Annotated in this window: 15 protein-coding genes and 2 pseudogenes; 8 read left to right on the forward strand and 9 right to left on the reverse strand. The window is 64.3% G+C overall.

The window, feature by feature from the left end:
• Window positions 1-87: 87 nt before the first annotated feature.
• The gene (locus P6U27_RS02275) at window positions 88-399 is read right to left on the reverse strand and encodes a DUF1272 domain-containing protein (RefSeq protein WP_209296348.1); all 312 of its coding nucleotides are present in this window, start codon (window positions 397-399) and stop codon (window positions 88-90) included.
• 74 nt (window positions 400-473) lie between these two features.
• Window positions 474-953: an Lrp/AsnC family transcriptional regulator gene (locus tag P6U27_RS02280; RefSeq protein ID WP_100180721.1), complete on the reverse strand. Its 480-nt coding sequence runs from the start codon at window positions 951-953 to the stop codon at window positions 474-476.
• Between the two features lie 124 nt (window positions 954-1,077).
• Between P6U27_RS02280 and hppD the strand changes: the two genes are divergently transcribed.
• A complete protein-coding gene (gene hppD, locus P6U27_RS02285; RefSeq protein WP_407193623.1) occupies window positions 1,078-2,196 on the forward strand; it encodes a 4-hydroxyphenylpyruvate dioxygenase in 1,119 nt (372 codons plus the stop codon).
• 132 nt (window positions 2,197-2,328) lie between these two features.
• On the opposite strand, the gene P6U27_RS02290 is transcribed toward hppD, so the two are convergent.
• The 4 genes from P6U27_RS02290 to P6U27_RS02305 all read right to left on the reverse strand — a co-directional run bounded on the left by P6U27_RS02290 (window position 2,329) and on the right by P6U27_RS02305 (window position 7,531).
• A complete protein-coding gene (locus P6U27_RS02290; RefSeq protein ID WP_407193624.1) occupies window positions 2,329-3,471 on the reverse strand; it encodes a CaiB/BaiF CoA transferase family protein in 1,143 nt (380 codons plus the stop codon).
• A gap of 207 nt (window positions 3,472-3,678) precedes the next feature.
• Window positions 3,679-4,479 carry an FAD binding domain-containing protein gene (locus P6U27_RS02295; RefSeq protein ID WP_407193625.1) on the reverse strand — a complete coding sequence of 267 codons (801 nt, stop codon included), beginning with the start codon at window positions 4,477-4,479 and terminating at the stop codon, window positions 3,679-3,681.
• Between the two features lie 141 nt (window positions 4,480-4,620).
• Complete coding sequence (locus tag P6U27_RS02300) at window positions 4,621-6,963, reverse strand: xanthine dehydrogenase family protein molybdopterin-binding subunit (RefSeq protein ID WP_129145657.1); 2,343 nt, start codon at window positions 6,961-6,963, stop codon at window positions 4,621-4,623.
• Window positions 6,964-7,045: 82 nt separating this feature from the next.
• Window positions 7,046-7,531, reverse strand: a complete 486-nt coding sequence (locus tag P6U27_RS02305) for a (2Fe-2S)-binding protein (protein WP_122400488.1) — start codon at window positions 7,529-7,531, stop codon at window positions 7,046-7,048.
• Window positions 7,532-8,097: 566 nt separating this feature from the next.
• Here P6U27_RS02305 and P6U27_RS02310 point away from each other — a divergent pair.
• From P6U27_RS02310 to P6U27_RS02330, 5 genes are all read left to right on the forward strand, one after another.
• Complete coding sequence (locus tag P6U27_RS02310; protein ID WP_407193626.1) at window positions 8,098-8,547, forward strand: SRPBCC family protein; 450 nt, start codon at window positions 8,098-8,100, stop codon at window positions 8,545-8,547.
• 274 nt (window positions 8,548-8,821) lie between these two features.
• Window positions 8,822-10,537: a PQQ-dependent methanol/ethanol family dehydrogenase gene (locus tag P6U27_RS02315; RefSeq protein ID WP_407193627.1), complete on the forward strand. Its 1,716-nt coding sequence runs from the start codon at window positions 8,822-8,824 to the stop codon at window positions 10,535-10,537.
• Between the two features lie 159 nt (window positions 10,538-10,696).
• Window positions 10,697-11,872, forward strand: coding sequence for a c-type cytochrome (locus P6U27_RS02320; protein ID WP_407193628.1), 1,176 nt, complete (start codon window positions 10,697-10,699; stop codon window positions 11,870-11,872).
• Between the two features lie 153 nt (window positions 11,873-12,025).
• Window positions 12,026-12,718, forward strand: a complete 693-nt coding sequence (locus P6U27_RS02325) for a response regulator transcription factor (RefSeq protein WP_122400491.1) — start codon at window positions 12,026-12,028, stop codon at window positions 12,716-12,718.
• A 121-nt stretch (window positions 12,719-12,839) separates the two neighbouring features.
• Window positions 12,840-13,535, forward strand: a complete 696-nt coding sequence (locus P6U27_RS02330; RefSeq protein ID WP_407193629.1) for a response regulator — start codon at window positions 12,840-12,842, stop codon at window positions 13,533-13,535.
• Between the two features lie 141 nt (window positions 13,536-13,676).
• Here the strand turns inward: P6U27_RS02330 and P6U27_RS02335 are convergent.
• Together P6U27_RS02335 and P6U27_RS02340 are read right to left on the reverse strand one after the other, a co-directional pair.
• Window positions 13,677-15,041: pseudogene (locus tag P6U27_RS02335) on the reverse strand (ATP-binding protein).
• A complete protein-coding gene (locus P6U27_RS02340) occupies window positions 15,038-16,204 on the reverse strand; it encodes an FIST N-terminal domain-containing protein (RefSeq protein ID WP_407193630.1) in 1,167 nt (388 codons plus the stop codon). Before P6U27_RS02340 ends, P6U27_RS02335 begins: the two are co-directional and overlap by 4 nt.
• 255 nt (window positions 16,205-16,459) lie before the next feature.
• Between P6U27_RS02340 and P6U27_RS02345 the strand changes: the two are divergent.
• A pseudogene (locus P6U27_RS02345) lies at window positions 16,460-18,498 on the forward strand (methyl-accepting chemotaxis protein).
• Between the two features lie 219 nt (window positions 18,499-18,717).
• A complete protein-coding gene (locus tag P6U27_RS02350) occupies window positions 18,718-20,751 on the forward strand; it encodes a methyl-accepting chemotaxis protein (RefSeq protein WP_407120412.1) in 2,034 nt (677 codons plus the stop codon).
• Between the two features lie 42 nt (window positions 20,752-20,793).
• Here the strand turns inward: P6U27_RS02350 and P6U27_RS02355 are convergent, their stop codons facing one another.
• The gene (locus tag P6U27_RS02355; RefSeq protein ID WP_407193631.1) at window positions 20,794-21,183 is read right to left on the reverse strand and encodes a DUF3175 domain-containing protein; all 390 of its coding nucleotides are present in this window, start codon (window positions 21,181-21,183) and stop codon (window positions 20,794-20,796) included.
• Window positions 21,184-21,329 lie beyond the last annotated feature (146 nt).

Here is a 21,329-nt window from a genome sequence, read left to right on the forward strand (position 1 = left end):
GCGGCAGTCTGGATTGCTCCGTCGCATCAGCGCAAAATTGCTACGCAATTTTGTCGCGAGCTCCTCGCAATGACGTGGAGAGAGAGCCTATCGTTTCTCCGGCGGCACGTCGCGGATTCGTGCGCAATGCGCTGCGACATCCTCCACGCTGTACTTCAGATGCACGCGCTTGTCTGACGGCACGTGCTTGGCCACGCACACGCCCGGCCGCCATTCCCGCGCCGGCCTGATCGGGCGCGGCACAAATCCGCCGCCGCAGTTCGGGCAGACGTTGAACAGCTTCGTTTCGACGCAATCCGCACAGAACGTGCATTCATAGGAGCAGATCCGCGCATCGGTTGCGTTCGGCGGCAGGTCGCGGTCACAATATTCGCAGTTCGGTCGCAGCTGCAGCGCCATGTTGAATCTCCGGACATGGAGCTGCGATCATCGCAGATCGTGTAGGCAGCGCGAATGCCATAGTTCCCTCGATTTCAGCCGGGCTTGATCTCCTTGAGCGGGAGCCGTGAGCTCTCCTTCAGCCGGTCGAGGACGATCGAGGAGCGCACATGCGCCACGCTCTGGTGCGGCATCAGGACGTCGTTGACGAGGTTGGACAGGCCCTTGAGGTCGCGCAGCACGGCTTTGAGCACGTAGTCGGCATCGCCCGTCAGCGAATACGCCTCCTGGATCTCGTCGATCCGGTTCACCAGCGCGCGGAAGCGCTTGGAGTTGTCCGGTGAGTGGGTCGCAAGCCCCACCTGGATGAAGGCGATCACGCCGAAGCCGAGCGCCTCGCTGGAAAGATCGGCGTGATAGCCTGATATCACCTTTTCCTCTTCCAGCCGCATCCGCCGCCGCGAGCATTGCGAGGCGGAGAGACCCGCGAGGTCGGCAAGCTCCTGGTTGGTGAGGCGGCCATCGTCCTGGAGTGCACCCAGGATCTTGAGGTCGAACGCGTCCACGGAAATCATGCGTCAATCGTCCAATTCATGCACGAGTCGTGCATAAGCTAGCGGAATCGTGTGCCGTTTGCACGCCCCTTGCGCGCTTCATGAAGGACAATTCCTCCCAGCCAGCAATTTGGGAGAACCGTCAATGGGTCCGTTTCCGCATGATGCACCGCCGGCCACTGTTAGCGCCGACAATCCGATGGGCACCGACGGATTCGAGTTCGTCGAATATGCGCATCCCCACCCGGAAGAGCTGCACGCGCTGTTCAAGCTGATGGGCTATGCACCCGTCGCGCGTCATAGAACTAAGAAGATCACGGTCTACCGCCAGGGCGACATCAACTATCTCGTCAACGAGGAGCCGGGTACTCACGGCTATGAGTTCGTCGCCGCGCATGGCCCCTGTGCGCCCTCGATGGCATTCCGCGTGGTCGATGCCAAGGCGGCCTATGACCGGGCGATTGCGCTCGGTGCCGAGCCGGCCGATGTGTCATCCGCACAGAAGACGCTCGACGTGCCCGCGATCAAGGGCATCGGCGGCAGCCTGCTTTATCTGGTCGATCGTTACGGTGACAAGGGCTCGGCCTATGATGCCGAGTTCGAATGGCTGGGCGCACGCGACCCGCGACCGGTCGGTGCCGGCCTGTTCTATCTCGACCATCTTACCCACAACGTTCATCGCGGCCGCATGGACGTCTGGGCCGGCTTTTATGAGAAGCTGTTCAACTTCCGCCAGATTCGCTTCTTCGACATCGAAGGCCGCGCCTCCGGCTTGTTTTCGCGAGCGCTGACCAGCCCCGACGGCAAGATCCGGATTCCGATCAACGAGGACGCCGGCGATTCCGGACAGATCGAGGAATATCTCAAGACCTATCGCGGTGAAGGCATCCAGCACATCGCCTGCGGCTGCCGCGACATCTACCGCACCATCGAAGGCCTGCGCGAAGCCGGCCTGCCGTTCATGCCGTCCCCGCCCGACACCTATTTCGAGCGGATCGATACGCGCCTGCCCAAGCACGGCGAAGACGTCGCACGGCTCCGCAAGAACGGCATCCTCATCGACGGCGAGGGCGTGGTCGAGGGTGGCCAGACCAAGGTGCTGCTGCAGATCTTCTCGGCCAACGCCATCGGCCCGATCTTCTTCGAGTTCATCCAGCGCAAGGGCGACGACGGCTTTGGCGAGGGCAATTTCAAGGCCCTGTTCGAATCGATCGAGGAGGACCAGATCCGCCGCGGGGTGCTGAAGGTGGAGAACGCGGCGTAGGGCGGCAGCCGCGCTGCCCTAGGGTGGGCAAAGGCGCGTAGCGCCGTGCCCACCATCTCTCTGTGATCTCGCTCAAAGTGGTGGGCACGCTTCGCTTTGCCCATGGAATCTACGAGAGCGTGCTCGTCGGCTCTACCTCTTCCACGCCTTCGTCACCGCGGTGATCTCCGCCGCTTCCGGCTCACGCACGGCCGATGGCGTGCGTGAGAATCGCGGCGCGGGTGCCGGCTGCTTCACGCCGTGGCGCTCGATGAAGACATTACGGGCGACCATGTGTGGATGTTGTGTCGCCTCCGACATGGTCAGCACCGGCGCGAAGCAGATGTCGGTGCCTTCCATGATCCTGCACCAGTCCTCGCGCGTCTTGCTCTTGAACACCGCCTTCAGCTTCTCCTTCAGCGCGGGCCAGGCCTTGCGGTCCATCTGCGCGTCGAAATCCGCATCCGTCAGGCCGGCGTGCTCGCGCAGCAGCGCGTAGAATTGCGGCTCGATCGAGCCGATCGAAATGAAGTGCCCGCAGGCGCATTCATAGACGCCATAGAAATGCGCGCCGCCGTCGAGGAAGTTCTGGTTGCGCTCCTCGGTCCAGCGGCCGATCGTGGTCATGTCGAAGAAGAACGACATCAGCGACGCCGCGCCGTCGCACATCGCGGCGTCGACCACCTGACCCTTGCCGGATTTTTGCGCTTCCAACAGCGCTGCGAGCACGCCGACGACCAGATAGAGCGCGCCGCCACCGAAATCTCCGACCAGGTTGAGCGGCGGCACCGGCGCTTCCTTCGTGCCGATCGCGGCGAGCGCGCCGGTGATGGAGATGTAGTTGATGTCGTGGCCGGCGGCGTTGGCGAGCGGGCCTTCCTGGCCCCAACCGGTCATGCGGCCATAGACGAGCTTCGGGTTGCGCGCGAGCACGACGTCGGGCCCGAGCCCGAGCCGCTCCATGACGCCGGGACGGAATCCTTCGATCAGCGCATCGGCGCTGGCCAGGAGGTCGAGCACCTCTGCGATCGCGCCCTTGTCCTTGAGGTCGAGCTCGATCAGCTTGCGGCCGCGGCCCGCGACCGATTTCATGCTCTTCTTGGCGCCGACGCGATCGAGCGTGACGACGTCGGCGCCCATGTCGGCCAGCATCATGCAGGCGAACGGACCGGGCCCGATGCCGGCGAATTCGACGATGCGGAAGCCCGCGAGCGGGCCGGAAGCGCGGCCGGACGAGCCTTCGGATTTGTCTTGGGCTGATTTCTGGGCTGATTTCTGGGCTGATTGATCGAGCACGTTTTTGTTTCCTCGGGTCGCGGGCGGTTGCCGGGATCCGGCAAGCGCCTCCGACGTTCCTCTGTGGGCGAGTTAATTGGCTGATTAACTTTTCCCGCCTTCACGCCAGTGAGGCAAGCGGTTTTCATGCATCGGCGCATAATAAAAGCGGCGCGCACCGAAGTGCGCGCCGCGGAAAATTTGTGCTGAGACGCTGGAGCGGGAGGGTCAGCCCGCTGCCGCCACCGCGCGCTGCGCCATCACCTTGACGAGGTTGGCGCGGTACTCCGCCGAGCCATGGATGTCAGCGAGCAATCCGCTCGCGGGAATGCTGACGCTGTCGATCGCCGCCGGCGACCAGTTCGTCTTCAGCGCGGCTTCGATCGCAGGCACCCGCATCACGCCGTTCTGCGAGGCACCGGTGGCGGCGACCCGAACCTCGCCCGACTTGGTCTGCGCGACGAACACGCCGGTCAGCGCGAAACGCGAGGCCGGATGCGGCATCTTGGAATAGCCGGCTTTCGCCGGAACCGGGAACGACACGGCGGTAATGATCTCGCCGTCTTCGAGCGCGGTCGTGAACAGGCCCTTGAAGAAATCGGCCGCCGCAATCGACCGTTTGTTGGTCTTCACGGTCGCATCGAGCGCAAGCAGCGCGGCCGGATAGTCGGCGGCGGGATCGTTGTTGGCGATCGAGCCGCCGATCGTGCCGCGGTAGCGCACGGCGGGATCGCCGATCAGCGAGGCCAGGTAGGCGAGCGCAGGGATCGCCTTCTTCGCGGCGTCGCTGGTCGCGACATCGTAATGCGGCGTGGCGGCCTTGATGGTCAGCGTATCGCCGGAGGCTTCGACGCCGATCATGTCCTTGATCTTGGCGACATCGATCACGTCGGAGGGACCTGCGAGGCGCTGCTTCATCACCGGCAGCAACGTCTGCCCGCCGGCGAGGAATTTCGCCTCGCTGCTCTTGGCGAACAGGCTGGCAGCCTCGTCGACCGAGGAGGCACGATGATAGGTGGTCTGGTACATCTTGGTTGCTCCTGAAATCTTTTCTCTGTCATTCCGGGATGCGCCGAAAGGCGCAGACCCGGAATCTCGAGGTTGAATTCTTAAGCTCCAGATTCCGGGTTCGACGCTTGGCCTCGCCCCGGAATGACGATGATGAGGCGGTTAAGCCGCGTGGATCGTGCGCCACACCCGGTCAGGGGTTGCGGGCATTTCCAGGTTGTTCTTGCCGATCGCATCCGTGATCGCGTTGATCACGGCCGCAGACGCCCCGATCGCGCCGGCCTCACCGCAACCCTTGATGCCCAGGGGATTGCCCGGGCACAGCGTCGTGGTGTGGGAGAGGTTGAACGAGGGCAGGTCGTCGGCGCGCGGCATGGCATAGTCCATGAACGAGGCCGTGACCGGCTGGCCGTTGGCATCGTAGATCGCGTGCTCGAGCAGTGCCTGGCCAATGCCTTGCGCGAGGCCGCCATGGACCTGGCCCTCGACGATCATCGGGTTGATCAGCCGGCCGAAATCGTCGGCCGCGACGAAGTTGATGAACGAGGTCTTGCCGGTGCCGGGATCGACTTCGAGCTCGCAAATATAAGCGCCGGCGGGGAAGGTGAAATTGGTCGGGTCGTAGAAGGCGCTCTCCTTCAGGCCCGGCTCCATCCCCTCAGGCAGATTGTGCGCGGTGTAGGCCGCAAGCGCGACCATCGGGAACGCGATCGCCTTGTCGGTGCCGGTCACCTTGAACTCTCCGTTCTCGATGACGATGTCGGCTTCCGAGGCTTCGAGCGCATGCGCTGCGATCTTCTTGGCCTTGGACTCGACCTTCTCCATCGCCTTCAGGATCGCGGTGAGGCCGACGGCCGCCGAGCGCGAGCCGTAGGTGCCCATGCCGAACTGCACCTTGTCGGTGTCGCCATGGACGATCGAGACCTGGCTGATGGGAACGCCGAGACGGTCTGCCACGAGCTGGCAGAAGGTGGTCTCGTGACCCTGGCCATGGCTGTGCGATCCCGTGAGGATCTCGATGGTGCCGACCGGATTGACGCGGACCTCAGCCGATTCCCACAGGCCGACGCCGGCGCCCAGGCTGCCGACCGCCTTGGACGGTGCGATGCCGCAGGCTTCGATGTAGCAGGACACCCCGATGCCGCGCAGCTTGCCTTGTGACTTTGCTTGCGCCTTGCGGGCAGGGAAGCCGGCATAGTCGATCGCCTTCATCGCGGCATCGAGCGAGGCGTTAAAGTCGCCGGTGTCGTAGGCCATGATGACCGGCGTCTGGTGCGGGAACTGGGTGATGAAGTTGGTCCGGCGCAATTGGGCCGGATCGACATTCAGCTGCCGCGCCGCCGTTTCCATCAGCCGCTCGATCAGATAGCTCGCCTCCGGCCGGCCCGCGCCGCGATAGGCATCGACCGGCGTGGTGTTGGTGTAGACCCCGATGACCTCGGCATGGATCGCCGGGATGTTGTACTGGCCCGACAGCAGCGTCGCGTAGAGATAGGTCGGCACCGAGGACGAGAACAGCGACATGTAGGCGCCGAAATTGGCGTAGGTCTTCACCCTCAGGCCAATGATCTTGTTGTTGGCGTCGAACGCCATCTCGGCATGGGTGATGTGGTCGCGGCCATGTGCGTCGGTGAGGAAGGCCTCGGTGCGGTCGCCGGTCCATTTGACGGGACGGCCGACTTTCTTCGAGGCCCACAACGCCACCATTTCTTCGGGGTAGATGAAGATCTTCGAGCCGAAGCCGCCGCCGACGTCGGGGGCGATCACGCGCAGCTTGTGCTCGGGCGCGATGTTGTAGAACGCCGACAGCACGAGGCGGGCGACGTGCGGGTTCTGCGACGTCGTGTAGAGCGTGAAGTGCTCTTCCGCCGCGTCGTAATCAGCGATCGCCGCGCGCGGCTCCATCGCATTCGGCGCGAGGCGGTTGTTAGTGACGTCGAGCTTCACCACATTGGCGGCCTTCGAGAAGGCGGCATTCACCGCGCCCTCGTCGCCGATCACCCAGTCATAGACCTGGTTGCCGGGGGCTTCGGGATGAAGCTGCGGCGCGCCGGTCTTGATCGCCGCGTGCATGTCGGCGACCGCGGGAAGCTCCTCGTAATCGACGACGACGGCCTCCGCCGCGTCGCGTGCCAGATTCTTGCTCTCGGCGATCACGACGGCGACGGCCTGGCCGACGAAGCGCACCGTCTCGGGCGCCATCGCCGGCCATGCACCCATCTTCATCGGGCTGCCGTCCTTGGAGGTGATGGCCCAGCCGCAGATCAGGTTGCCGACCTTGTCGTCGACGAGCTGCTTGCCGGTGAGCACCGCGACCACGCCCGGCATCTTCAGCGCGGCGGACGAGTCGATCCCCTTCACCTTGGCGTGCGCGTGCGGGCTGCGGATGAAATAGGCATGGGTCATGCCCGTCAGCTTGATGTCGTCGACGTAACGGCCCTTGCCGGTAATGAAGCGCTTGTCTTCCTTGCGCACGACGCGTGCGCCGATGCCTTCAACACCCATGTCTGGTCCTCCCGACCGGAAATTTGTTGACCCGCGCTTTCCCTCGAAAGCGGCGGTGGTTTTCTTGTTTGCGGCGGCCGCTTTACTCGGCCGCCTGCGCAACCTTCATGCGGCCGGCCGCATCCAGCACGGCTTTGACGATGTTGTGATAGCCGGTGCAGCGGCAGATATTGCCTTCGAGCTCGTGGCGGACGGTGGCTTCGTCGAGCTGTCCACCATGGCGTTGCACGATATCGATCGCCGACATGATCATGCCCGGCGTGCAATAGCCGCACTGCAGGCCGTGATTGTCGCGGAAAGCGGCCTGCATCGGATGCAGTTCCTCGCCCTTGGCGATGCCTTCGATGGTGGTGACGTTGGCACCGTCGGCCTGTCCTGCCAGCATGGTGCAGGATTTCACGGCGCGGCCGTCCATGTGCACGACGCAGGCGCCGCACTGACTGGTGTCGCAGCCGACATGGGTTCCCGTGAGATTGAGATGGTCGCGCAGGAGCTGGACCAGCAGCGTGCGGTCCTCGACGTCGACAGCAACGGCCTTGCCGTTGACCGTCAGTTTGACTGTAGACACTTGGAGTCCTCCCAGAGTGATTTTGATTGGTTCTAATTAGAGACAGCGCGAGCGAAACTTTGCAACTGGGATTTTGGCGACCGCGCGTCATGTAAAAGACATCGTGCGGCCGTCGCAGTCGTACGCTCCGGCCACGACAATCCGCACCGCCGCCGGTGCGTGGCGTGACCTTGCAGGAAGCTTGCGGAAAAGGTCGCTCCGCCATCTGCGATGGCACGTTCGACCGCCGTCATGCGAAGCGCTTTGTCCTGGTGGCGCCTGCCTTGGTCATGCTTGCCGCTTGCCCCTGGACTCGGCGCCGTCGTGCGTCGTTTCTCCCTTGAATGCCTTGTTCGTTGCGCAAATAGGAGCACGCGCTCCCGTCTTTGTAATCGCGATCTTGGTAGTAGGCGGAGACCACTTAAGTCATTGATTTTGCTTATGGCGATGCAGCGAAGCCGCGCCCGCCACGCGGCTCGCCGGCAAGCCGCGTCAGCCACGATCTTCTAGTACTTCCTGGCGATTGATCGCAGCCGGGCCTCCCCCTAGTCGGACCGTACAAGTCAACGACCAAAAGGGTGGAAGCGATGCAGATGAATGACAGTCAGCGGATCCCGGCGTCGAAGGCCACGGTGTGGGCTGCGCTCAACGATCCCGATATTCTCAGGCGCTGCATTCCCGGCTGCCAATCGCTCGAGATGACATCGTCGACGCAGATGACAGCGACTATTGTGCTGAAGGTCGGTCCAGTGAAGGCAACGTTCAGCGGCAAGGTGACGCTGACCGACATCGATGCGCCCAACGGCTACCGCATCATCGGCGAAGGCGCCGGCGGCGTCGCGGGCTTTGCCAAGGGCGGCGCGAAGGTCAGGCTGGAAGAAGAATCGCCTGACCTCACCATACTGCATTACGAAGCCGATGCGCAGATCGGCGGCAAGCTCGCACAGCTCGGCTCGCGACTGATCGAATCGACGTCGCGAAAACTTGCCGCGAACTTCTTCCAAAGCTTTGCAGGCGTGGTAGCGCCATCATCTTGACCGATGCACGCAAGGACAATCGGATTGCGAGCGCGATGCTTCCCAAATCCGATGACGCATTTCGGGCTGCAAAATACGGGCAAGACGCAAGCCGGGACAACGAGATGAGCGGCGAGAGCCGGCAATGATCTGCACTACTACCTTCCGCCTATACTAAGCGCGAAAAGGCGATGCTGTAATTTCGAACCATGGCTCGCGGGCAAACTGCGCGTCACGAGCGCAACGCGCTCAGGCGCCCAACGAGGCGTGCACAACAACATCGCGGAGGGAATACATGACCTTTGGAACGAAGGGCTTCTTGGCTGGCATCTCCATGATTGCGATGCTTGCCGCCGTTACACCGGGCGTTCGCGCCAACGACTCCCTGCTCAAGGCGCAATCCGATTCGAATCAGTGGGCTGTCGCCGGCCACGACTATGGCAACACGCGCTTCAGCCCGCTGAAGCAGATCAACACCGAAAACGCCGGCAAGCTGACGCTGGCTTATTCCTTCTCGCTGGCGTCGCTGCGTTCGAACGAATCCTCGCCGATCGTCGTCGGCAACACGCTCTACGTTTCGAGCTCGTGGGGGCCGAAATACGTCTATGCGCTCGATGCCGCCACCGGCGCGCGCAAATGGACCTGGGAGCCCGACATTCCCGAGGACGTGCTGCAATACGCCTGCTGCGACGTGAACAATCGCGGCGTCTCCTATGCCGACGGCAAGATCTTCGTCGGCCGCCTCGACGGCAAGCTGACGGCGCTCGATGCCGCGACCGGCAAGGCGCTGTGGACGGCGAAGGTGGTCGACTACAAGCAGGGTTCGGTCATCACCTCGCCGCCGCTCGTCGTGCGCGACAAGGTCATCACCGGTTTCGGTGGCGGCGAATACGGTGTCCGCGGTGCGCTCCAGGCCTTCGACATCAACACCGGCAAGCAGGTGTGGCAGACCTACACCGTTCCGTCCCCGGATGAGCCCGGTGGCGACACCTGGAAGGGCGATTCCGCCCAGCATGGCGGCGGCGCGGCCTGGCTGGTCGGCTCCTACGATCCGAAGAGCGACACGGTCTATTGGGGCACCAGCAATCCCGGCCCGTGGAACACGGCGGTGCGTTCGACCGGCGACGGCAATTTCGGCAAGCTGACCAACCTCTATACCGCCTCGACGCTGGCGCTCGATCCCAACACCGGCAAGATCAAGTGGCACATCCAGACCACGCCGGCCGACGCCTGGGACTATGACGGCGTCAACGAAGCCGTGCTCGCGGATCTGAAGATCGGCGGCAGCACCGTTCCGGCGCTCATGAAGGCGGATCGCAACGGCTTCTTCTTCGTCGCCAATCGCGAGACCGGCAAGGTGTTGTCGGCGGAGAAATACGTGTTCTCGAACTGGGCCAAGAAGTGGGACGTCGCCACGATGCGCGCGGTCGAGGATCCCGACAAGCGTCCCGGGCCGAATCATCCCGCCAAGGACATCTGCCCGAACCTGATCGGCGGCAAGAACTGGCAGCCGATGTCGTTCAACCCGCAGACCGGCCTCGTCTACATCCCGTCCAACAATGTCTGCATGGACTGGTCGGTCAGTGATGTCACCTACAAGCGTGGCGTGTTCTATCTCGGCGCCGAATTCCCGACCAAGGAAGGCCCCGGCGACTTCCTCGGCGAGCTCGTGGCCTGGGATCCGGTCGCGCAGAAGAAGGTCTGGTCGATCAAGGAAGACCTGCCGTTCAACGGCGGAACGCTGACCACTGGCGGTGGTCTCGTGTTTGCCGGCAACATCCATGGCGACTTCCGCGCCATCGATGCGAAATCCGGCAAGGTGCTGTGGAGCAAGAATCTCGGCTCCGGCATCGGCGCCGGCCCGGTGACCTACCAGGTCGACGGCAAGCAATATGTCGCCATCGTCGTCGGCCGCACGGCTGCGCTGCCTGCGTTCCTGGGCGAGGTAGGTAAGAAGATGACGGCCGCAGCCCCCGAGGGCGGTTCGCTCTTCGTGTTCTCCGTCCAGTGACCACTCGCGCGCGTATCCCCGAGGTGACGGGATACGCGCGCGTTTTTTTAAGACATGAGCTGCGCCATGGACGAGGCCTGTGCCGCCGCGCCTGGCCCAACAAGCTCCGGCCCAATGACGCCAAGGGAAACGCCAAGGAAAACGCAAAGGGAGACGAGGATGCGTCCGAATCATTCTGCCATCGGTGCGAGCCGATATCGCGCCATCGCAGGCCTGCTCGCATGTGCCGCCGCGCTGGTCGCTCCGGCCTTGCCGCTGCATGCCGAAGAGGCGCAGCCGCTCCGCCTCTGCGCCGATCCGACCAACCTTCCATTCTCTAGCGATAGTCCGTCGCAGCCGGGGTTCTATGTCGAGATCGGACAGGCCCTGGCGCAGGCGCTCGGCCGGCCGATCGCCTATGACTGGTACAAATCCTATTTCGGCAAGCGCACCGTGCGCGTCACGCTGCTCGGCAAGCAATGTGACGCCATGATCGGGCTGCCGCGCTCGGAGGATTTCATGGGACCGGCCGTGATTTTCTCCAACAGCTTCGCCAAGGAGGGCTATGCCCTCGTCGCCGCCAAGGGGCAGGTGTTCGGCGGCATCGACGGCCTCAGGGGCAAGCGCGTCGCCGTGCAGTTCGCCAGCACGCCGCAAAACCTGCTGGCGAGCCGTGACGACATCCAGAAGGTGACGGTGCTGTCGCCCGAGGAAGGCATGCAGGCGCTCGACCAGGGCAGGGCCGACGTCGCCTTCATCTGGGGGCCGGTCGCCGGCTGGCTGAACAAGACCGCCTACAACGGCCGCTATCAGATCGAGCTCACCGAAGGTGAAGGTCTGTCGTGGGACGCCGCCATCGGCTTTGCGAAGACCTCGGCCGAGCTGCGCGATCGCGTCGATGCCGTCTTGCCGCAGCTTCAGAAGACGATCGGTGAGCTCGCGGTGAAATATGGCCTGCCGACCGGCGAGCCGGTTCGTTTCGGCGCAGTGCCGGCAGCAATCACGACGGGGGCGGGAACCGGAGCCGGCGTGGCGCAGGTCGCCAATGTGGTGGCGACCGAAACCAAGGGCGATGCGGCCGCGCCACACGACGATGCCATCGGTGCGGGCAAGGAGATCTTCAACGGAACCTGTGCCCATTGCCACGGTCCCGATGCGGTCCAGAGCGAGCGTAAGATCGATCTGCGGCTGCTGCGTCACCGCTACGGCGATGACATGCGCGAGAAGTTCTGGACGACCGTGCACGAGGGACGGCCGACCAAGGGCATGCCGTCCTGGAAGGAGGTCTTCACCGACGACCAGTTCGACAGCATCTTTTCCTTCCTGCTGACGGTCCAGTCCGAATCGAATGACTGAACGACCTTGACCGAACCCGATCGGGAGAATGTGGTAGCGTCCGTCCGGCACCATCCCGGCGCCGGACGGGGGCCGCATGGTTCTGCCTCTTCCGCTGTCGTGGTGGATGCCTGTACGGTGGACTATTCGGCGGTGCAGTCCTGTGAAGGCGCCATGACCAGCTTCCTGATCATCGACGATCATCCCCTGTTTCGCGAGGCGCTCGGCAATGCGGTGCGGCTGGCCCTGCCGGAGGCGCGGATCTTCGAGGCGATGTCGATCGAGGATGCCCTTCGTGTCCTGATGGCAGAGCAGGGCGAGGGCATCGACCTCGCGCTGCTCGACCTCCTGCTGCCGGATGCGACGGGCTTCTCCGGCTTTCTGCGTTTGCGCGAAGCTTATCCGCGCCTGCCTGTCGCCATCGTGTCGAGCGACGAGGACCAGCGCGTCGTCCGCGAGGCGCTGGAGCTGGGGGCTGCCGGCTATCTGCCGAAGTCGATGTCGAAGCGCGAGCTGGCGCAATCGATCGAGGGCGTGTTGAAGGGATCGGTGTCGGTGCCGAAGGATTTCGTGGCGGCGCCGCAGCGGCGGCGGGCCGAGGCCAGCAAGGCGCTCGAGGTCAAGCTGCGCGAGCTCACGCCGCAGCAGCTTCGCGTGCTCGATCTGCTGCGGCGCGGCTATCCGAACCGGCAGATCGCCCAGGAGCTTCAGCTCGCCGAATCCACGGTGAAGGCGCACATCACCGAGATTCTGCGCAAGCTCGGCCTGTTCAGCCGCAACAAGGCGATCATCGAGGTCGGCAAGGTGGACCTGCCGGATCCAAAGGGCCGGCCCTATGCGCGGGCCGACCGCGGGCGGCCGCAATGACGCGCGATGTCGTGCTTGACGTCGGGCTTGACCTGGGTCAAGCCGGCCTGACCCGGCTGGCACATTCTCGTTCTCGTTCTTGCTTCGAACCCGGCAACGATTTGGGAATGGTTCATACGTGATGCGATTTCTGATTGTCGAAGACCATCCGCTGTTTCGCGAGGCCCTCGAGGGCGCGCTCCAGATGGTGGCGCCGGCGGCCGAGATCCTGCAGGCGACGTCGATCGACGGTGCGCTCGAGCAGGTCGCGGCGACCACCGAGCTCGACCTCATCCTGCTCGACCTGTCGATGCCGGGCACCACAGGTCTTTCGGGCATCATCCGCATCCGCAAGGCATTTCCCAAAATTCCCGTCGTCATCGTATCCGGGCATCAGGATCCGCAGATCATGTCCGGTGCCTTGTCGCTCGGCGTGTCCGGCTACATCCTCAAATCATCGTCCAAGCAGGATCTGGCGGAGTCGATCTGCGAGGTACTGCGCGGCTCGGTCTGTGTTCCCGCCGCCTATCGCGGATTTGTCCGCCCGCAACGTCCGTCCGGCCCCGCGCGGGATTTGCTGAAGCGCCTGCACGAACTGACGCCGCAGCAATTGCGCGTGCTCGAAATGCTCAAGCGCGGCCTGCAGAACAAGCAGATCGCCTATGAGCTGAAGATTTCCGAGACCACCGTGAAGGTCCACGTCTCCGACATCCTGCGCAAGCTGAACGTGCTGAGCCGCACCAAGGCCATCGTGGAAATGTCCCGGATCGATTTCGCGACGCTGGCAGCCGAGGGTGCCACGACCAGGCGCGAGCGGGCACAGCCGGATCAGCAGTGACGCGGTTATCTCGTCTCTGGCTCGCAGGTTGAGCGCACGCGAGCGATGATTTTAAGTTCAAATCATTGGCTTGATGAAATGTAAGATATTACCGGTACTGTGCATGGGGTTGTTTTGCGATATTTGATGTGAGCCCGCGGGCTAGCTCAGCAGGAACGACAGCAGCGCCCGCATCTCGGCAGGCTTGATCGGCTTCTTCAGCACTTCGAGACCGTGGAGGCTCGCTTCCTTCGCCGCCGTTTCGGAATAGTCGGCCGTGATGATCATGGCGGGCGTGTCGAGCTTCAAATGCTACCGGACGTCTGCAATGGCGGACAGGCCGCTCTCGCCGTGATCGAGGTGGAGATCGGCGATCACGGCATCGGGGGCGCCGCCGAGCTCGCCGAGGCGCACGAGCGCGTCCGCGGCCGATCGCGTGGTCGCGACGTCGCAGCCCCACCCCTCCAGCAGCGCGGCCATCGCTTCCGAGCCGTTCGGATCGTTCTCGATCAGCAGGATCTTGGCGCCTTCGAGCCCGCTATAATTGTAGTGCCGCTCGGCGAGCTTGACCTCCTGCACCTCGTCGCCGACCTCGGCGAGGTCGGCGGGCTCCAGCTGCAGGGTGAAGGTCGATCCCCTGCCGAGTTGCGACGACAGCCGCACCTCGTGCCCGAGCACGGTCGCGAAGCGGCGGACGATGGAGAGGCCGAGCCCGAAGCCGGCTTGGTCGGTCGCATTTGCCTCGCCGCGCTGGAATTCGCGGAAGATCGCGTCCTGCTGCGCCTGCGCAATTCCAGGTCCGGTGTCGGAGACCTGGACGCAGATCTGGTCGCCCCGCGGCCGGCATCCCATGACGACGCCGCCGCTGCGGGTATAGCGAACGGCATTGGCAAGCAGGTTCTGCAGGATCCGCCGCAGCATCATCGCATCCGACCTCACCGCGAGCTGTGAGCTGCGGATGCGCAAGGACAGGCCTTGCCGCGCGGCGATCGGTTCGAACTCGTTGCGGAGCTGCTCGAACAAGGGCGCCAGCGCGATCGCGCGCACCTCTGGCTTGAGCGCCCCGGCGTCGAGCTTCGCGATCTCCAGCAGCGACCGCAGCAGGTCCTCCAGCATCACCAGCGAACGGTCGGCCTGGTCGATGAGCAGGCCCGCCTCCTGTGATTCCATCATCTCGGTCAGTGCGGACAGGGTCAGGCGCGCCGCGTTGAGCGGCTGCAACAGGTCGTGGGTGACCGAGATCAGCACCGAGGATTTCAGCGAGCTTGCCGCTTCCGCCTGCTGCTTGGCGCGATAGAGACCCTCATTGGCGCGCTCGACCGAATGCAGCGCCTCGCGCAACTGGTGCGTCCGGTCGCGGACCTTGTGGTCGAGCGCGATGGCGGTTTCGAACAGGGAGAATGCGTTGAGCTGCTGGTCCATCGAGCGCTCGACGCGCGACATCAGCGCGGCATTGATCTTCCTCAGCTTCGCAGCTTCCCGCTGGAGCTGCTCGACGGTTTGCGGATCCTGCCACGTCTCCGTCACGCGGTGCGCCTTCCAATCGCAACCCCGGTGAAGGTCTGGTTCACATGCATCGAGCCGAACTGCTCGCCATAGGTGTGAAAGCCGACCACGCGGTTCTGCCGGTACAGTTCGGACATGTCGCGGGCGAGCTGGTGCTGCTCGGCGTCGAGCCGGCGGAGCAGGCACTCGAAGCCGATATAGAGCGAGACGTCTCCGATCTGGTCACGGATTTCGGCAAACGTCTCGCGGGTCGAGCCGACCAAGCTTTTCGACGATGCCGCCGTCAGCACCATGCCCTCATCGATAGCGCAGAAGAAATGCAGCGAGCCGTCCGGTTCGACGCGCTGGATCGAGCGCGCGTAATAGGAGCCGCCGACGCGCACCAGCACCGGGTGCGACGCAAAGGAGAACGGATCGAGCTTGGCGTCCATGATCCCGACCACACGCGAATATTCCAGTGCGGCAGGCTCTGCGTTCAGCTCCCTCACCGTCCGATTTTCGATGTCGGCCTCGGTCACGACCATCTTCTGCGCCTGCGGCTCGAAATTGTCGCACTTGAAGACGCGGAACGGCAGCGACGTGTTCAGCAGGACCAGCAGCGCGGCGTTGGTGTGCGCCTTGCCGTCGAAGAACACAAACGTCTTCTCGAAGCGCATCCCATCGCCCGCGGATCCGCCGACGACCGGAATGTCGTCCAGCGATGCATAGATCGCGGACATCACCGCTTCTTCGCGCCGGCACAGGCCGTCGATCAGGACCAGGCCGAAGGGACTGCCGCGGTCGACCTGCGGGGTAGCCCGCAACAGCTCGTGCCGGAGCTCGCCGCCGATCCGACGGCCGTCCTCGACGCGGAAGCTGTCGAGGTTGAGAATCGGCCGCACCGCCGCGGAGAACTCGGCGCGGCTGAACGCCAGCGCCACGACGCTGTTCTCGTCCCAGCCATCAGGGGCAAGCTCGCCCGCGGTGGTACAACCGCAGACCTGGGTCTCGTCGAATTGCCGGGTGATCTCGGCGATGAAGTGATGGGGGTCGTAGCTGGGGGAGAGGAACACCAGGATCAGCGCCAGCTCGTCGGACGGGAGCTGGGCCGCCAGTTCGGCCACGGCTTCATCGACGCTCGCAGCCTTCGACTTGGCCACGGCAATGCCAGGCGCACCGTCAAACCGAAAATCGGTTTGCCCCACTCCGTTTCTCCCCTCGAGGACCAGCTCGGTCTAACGCCAAGTGCCTGATAAGTATTCGAGAGTAAGGCGTTTTCCGGTTGGCTGCAACACGGCGCCCGACCCCCCACAAGGCCGGGTGGAGGAGCTCTCCATCCAGAATGCGGGCTGCACGGATTTACCACCCCTTGACGATTCTGCCTTAATTTTGCGCATGGTTCGGAAAGGGCTGCTTCCGGGCCGCAGAATCGCTGCAAGAACATGAGCTGGGGGTTGGGAATGTCCGGACGTATCGCGTCGTCGTCTAAGCGCACACTATTTCCGACCCTCAGGTTCCGCGCAAAAATCATCCTCGGCTTCGCCGCCGTGCTGGTGATCTCGGCCGGCAGCATGGCCTTCTCCTATTTCGGCTTCGAGCGCGTCGCCTCCGGGGTCGGGTCGTACCGCAGCAGCGTGTCCGAGGCCGATCTTGCCCGCAACATCGACCGTGAGCTGCTTGCCTATCGTTCGGCCGTCAAATATTTCGTCGTCACCGGCAAGGAAGACGACGCCAAGGCGGCCCTCGTTGCTGAAGCCAGCCTGAAGGACGCCATCGGCCAGGCCGTCAAGGGTGCCAAGAAGCCGGCGCGGCAGGAGAGTCTCGACAAGCTCACCAAAGAATTCTCCAACTTCTCCGCGACTTTCGCAAAGGTGCTCCAGGCCAAGCGCGACAGTGCGATGCTTGTGCAGAACCAGCTCAGCCGCAACGCCAACCTCCTGAAATACAAGCTCGACGACATCGGCAACAACGCGTCCGACGCCGAAGCACAGGCGATCGAGTTCGGCACCAAGCAGGTCAATGCCCAGTTCCAGACCGCGAGTGCGGCCGCGACCAATTTCGTGCTGACGTCCGACCAGGCGATCGCCACCAGCGCGCTGGCACGGCTGAAATTCGTCGAGAACTCGCTCAGCGCGGTCTACTCCATGGACGACAAGATCGTCGCCGGCCTGAAGGATGCCAGGGGACTGCTCGGTGCATATCGCGAAGCGCTGGAGAAGCTGATCGCCAATGCCAAGCTGGTCGATGATCTCGTCACCGAAATGAACGGCTCGGCCGGTGCGATCCTGCAAGGCGCGACCGCCATGAAGGCGGACCTCGTCGCCGAACAGCAGCGGTTGGATTCGGAGTCGGAGGCGACCATCGGTAAGACCGAGCAGCTGGTGCTGATGCTGGCCGTCGGCGGCACGCTGCTTGGCGCGGTCTTCGCTTTCCTGCTCGGCACCGGCATCTCGCGTCCGATGATCGCGATGTGCAGGGCGATGCGCGAGCTTGCCTCGGGCAATTTCGACGTCGTGCTGCCGGGTTTGGGGCGCAAGGACGAGATCGGCGAGATGGCGGGCGCGGTCGAGGAGTTCAAAGTTCAGGCGGTCGCCAAGGCCGAGCGCGATGCCGCCGCCAGCGAAGTCCAGAACCGGGAGCAGGCCGCCGCGCGTCGCGCCGAGCTGATCCGCTTTGCCGACGATTTCGAGAGCGCGGTCGGCGCCATCGTCTCCAACGTCTCGGCCTCGGCCGTGCAGCTGGAATCGGCGGCCTCCACGCTGACGCGCACCGCCGAGACCACGCAGAGCCTGTCGAGCCAGGTCGCCGGCGTTTCCGAGCAGGCCTCCTCCAACATGCAGTCGGTGGCGACCGCGACGGAAGAGCTCTCGGCCTCGGTCGAGGAGATCGGCCGCCAGGTCCGTGACTCCAGCCGCATCGCCGAAGCCGCCGTGATGCAGGCCAAGGAGACCGACGGCCGCATCGGCAAGCTGTCGCATGCCGCCCAGCAGATCGGCGAGGTGGTCAAGCTGATCACCGCGATCGCCGAGCAGACCAACCTGCTCGCGCTCAACGCCACCATCGAGGCGGCCCGCGCCGGTGAAGCCGGCCGCGGCTTTGCGGTCGTCGCGAGCGAGGTGAAGTCACTGGCGAGCCAGACCGCGAAGGCGACCGACGAGATCTCCTCGCACATCACGGGCATGCAGGGCGCCACGGCCGATCGGTCGCCGCGATCAAGGAGATCGGCGCGACCATCGGCCAGATCTCGTCGATCTCGACCTCGATCGCGAGCGCGGTCGAGCAGCAGGGCGCCGCGACGCAGGAGATCGCCCGCAGCGTCCAGACCGTCGCCCAGGGCACCCAGGCTGCAGCCACCGACATCGGTGAGGTCAACCGCGGCGCCGCCGAGACCGGCTCGGCTTCGGAAGAGGTGCTGAACTCGGCCAAGACGCTGTCGAGCGAAAGCACCCGTCTGCGCGCCGAGCTCGACCGCTTCATGGCGAATATCCGGGCGGCGTAGGCCGCACTGGTCGGGGACGACAGCGGAGATTGGCGTGGCACTCGATTTGTAACGGCGCGGGAAAGCGCGCCCTAGCAATTCCCTGCGTCACCTAACCGGCAGTTGCGGCGCCACAAATTTACTGCAGCTTTATCCTTTGCCCCGTAACGTGCAGAGGAGTCGAGAAGCGGGCTGCTTCCGGGCTGCGCCTGGTTTTCCGCGAATGGAATGGGGTGGGGAATGTCGGTTACGTCCAAGTCGAGCCAATCGAAGCTGCCAACGCTGCGTTTTCGCGCAAAAATCATCCTCGGCTTCGTCGCGGTGCTCGCCATCTTCGCCATCAGCATGGCATTTGCCTATTTCGGCTTCGAGCGGATCGCAGGCGCCGTGGCATCCTACCGCACCAGCGTATCGGAAGCCGATCTGGCGCGGACGGTCGATCGCGAGCTGATCGCCTATCAGGGGCTGGCACGGACCTATACCCTGACCGGAGCGGCGGATGACGAGACCGCAGCCAAGGCCGCCGAAGGGAATCTGAAGAGCGCGATCGCCAAGTCGATGGCGGCGACGACCGGCGCGGCTCGCCGTGAGCAGGTCGGCAAGCTCGAGGTCGAGTTCCAGAGCTTTACGAAAGTCTTCGGCGAGATCATCGCGCTGACGCGCGAGAACAACAAGATCGCGGCCGACGAGCTCAACAGTGTCGGCAACAAGATCCGTTTCAAATTCGACGATCTCGCCGATACCGCTGCGCTGGCGGGCCTCGCCTCGGTTCAGACCACGGCCAAGGACGTCACCTCGCAATATCTCGCGGTCTCCACCTCGGTCAGCGCCTTCGTGGCCAAGCCGGAGCCGAAGACCGCCGACGGCGTGATCGCCCGCGTCAAGTTCCTCGAGACGCTGCTGGTCTCCATCTACGCGAACGACCAGAAGATCACGGATCGCGTCAAGGAGATCGGCGATCTCTTGAAGCAGTACCGCACCTCGTTCGCAAAGCTGACCGAGAACGTGAAGGTCATCGTCAAGCTGAACGGCGAGATGACCAAGACGGCGGCGACCATCCTCAAGCACTCGGCCGAGCTGCGTTCGGATTTGACCGCCGATCAGCAACGCATCGAGGCGAGCGCCAATGCGACGATCGGGGAGACCGAGCAGCTGATGCTGATGCTGGCGCTCGGCGGGCTGGCCGTGGGCACCGTGCTGGCCTTGTGGCTCGGCAATGGCATCTCGCGTCCGATGATCGCGATGTGCAAGGCGATGCGCGAGCTTGCCTCGGGCAATTTCGACGTCGTGCTGCCGGGTTTGGGGCGCAAGGACGAGATCGGCGAGATGGCCGGCGCGGTCGAGGAGTTCAAGGTTCAGGCGGTCGCCAAGGCCGAGCGCGATGCCGCCGCCAGCGAAGTCCAGAACCGGGAGCAGGCCGCCGCGCGTCGCGCCGAGCTGATCCGCTTTGCCGACGATTTCGAGAGCGCGGTCGGCGCCATCGTCTCCAACGTCTCGGCCTCGGCCGTGCAGCTGGAATCGGCGGCCTCCACGCTGACGCGCACCGCCGAGACCACGCAGAGCCTGTCGAGCCAGGTCGCCGGCGTTTCCGAGCAGGCCTCCTCCAACATGCAGTCGGTGGCGACCGCGACGGAAGAGCTCTCGGCCTCGGTCGAGGAGATCGGCCGCCAGGTCCGTGACTCCAGCCGCATCGCCGAAGCCGCCGTGATGCAGGCCAAGGAGACCGACGGCCGCATCGGCAAGCTGTCGCATGCCGCCCAGCAGATCGGCGAGGTGGTCAAGCTGATCACCGCGATCGCCGAGCAGACCAACCTGCTCGCGCTCAACGCCACCATCGAGGCGGCCCGCGCCGGTGAGGCCGGCCGCGGCTTTGCGGTCGTGGCGAGCGAGGTGAAGTCACTGGCGAGCCAGACCGCGAAGGCGACCGACGAGATCTCCTCGCACATCACGGGCATGCAGGGCGCCACGGCCGAATCGGTCGCCGCGATCAAGGAGATCGGCGCGACCATCGGCCAGATCTCGTCGATCTCGACCTCGATCGCGAGCGCGGTCGAGCAGCAGGGCGCCGCGACGCAGGAGATCGCCCGCAGCGTCCAGACCGTCGCGCAGGGCACCCAGGCCGCAGCCACCGACATCGGCGAGGTCAACCGCGGCGCCGCCGAGACCGGCTCGGCTTCGGAAGAGGTGCTGAACTCGGCCAAGACGCTGTCGAGCGAAAGCACCCGTCTGCGCGCCGAGCTCGACCGCTTCATGGCGAATATCCGGGCGGCGTAGGGCGCACTGGTCGGGGATGACAGGGGAGAAAAAGCGCGCGTCTCACTCTTTCCCGAATGCCCGCTTCAGCTCTCCCTTGGCCCGTTCCAGCCGCGTCCGCTGCGTTTTCGGCAGCGTCTTGCCGGCGCGGTTGATGTAGAACGTCAGCATCGACAGCGCGGAGCGATAGGCGCCGGCCTTGCGGCGCCGACTGTGCTCGGCCGAACGCTTCAGCGAGGCCGCGATCTTCTTGGGGTCCTTGAACTTGAACACGCCGCGCTTGAGATCGAGCGCGTCGCTCTCCTGCGTCACGCGTTGCGACCAGCGCTTCGGTGCTGCATGACGACTTGACCTCTTGCGCGTCGTGCTCACCTTGCGACGCGCGCTGCTGCGCGCGCCTGTCTTGCGTGCGCCTGTCTTGCGTGAATGTGTCGTCTTTCTGACCTGAGCCATGCGTCAACTCCTTGGAGCTCAATCGGAAACGGGTGTTCTTGGAGACTGTTCCCGAGGGAACCGGGCCTCGTCGCAAACGTTGTCGCAGGTGGCAGGCAGAATGCCGCACCCCCATGATCGGACCGACCCCGTCCACGGCCTGTGAA

The sequence above is a fragment of the Bradyrhizobium sp. STM 3566 genome (assembly GCF_045571445.1).
Taxonomy (GTDB): domain Bacteria; phylum Pseudomonadota; class Alphaproteobacteria; order Rhizobiales; family Xanthobacteraceae; genus Bradyrhizobium; species Bradyrhizobium vignae.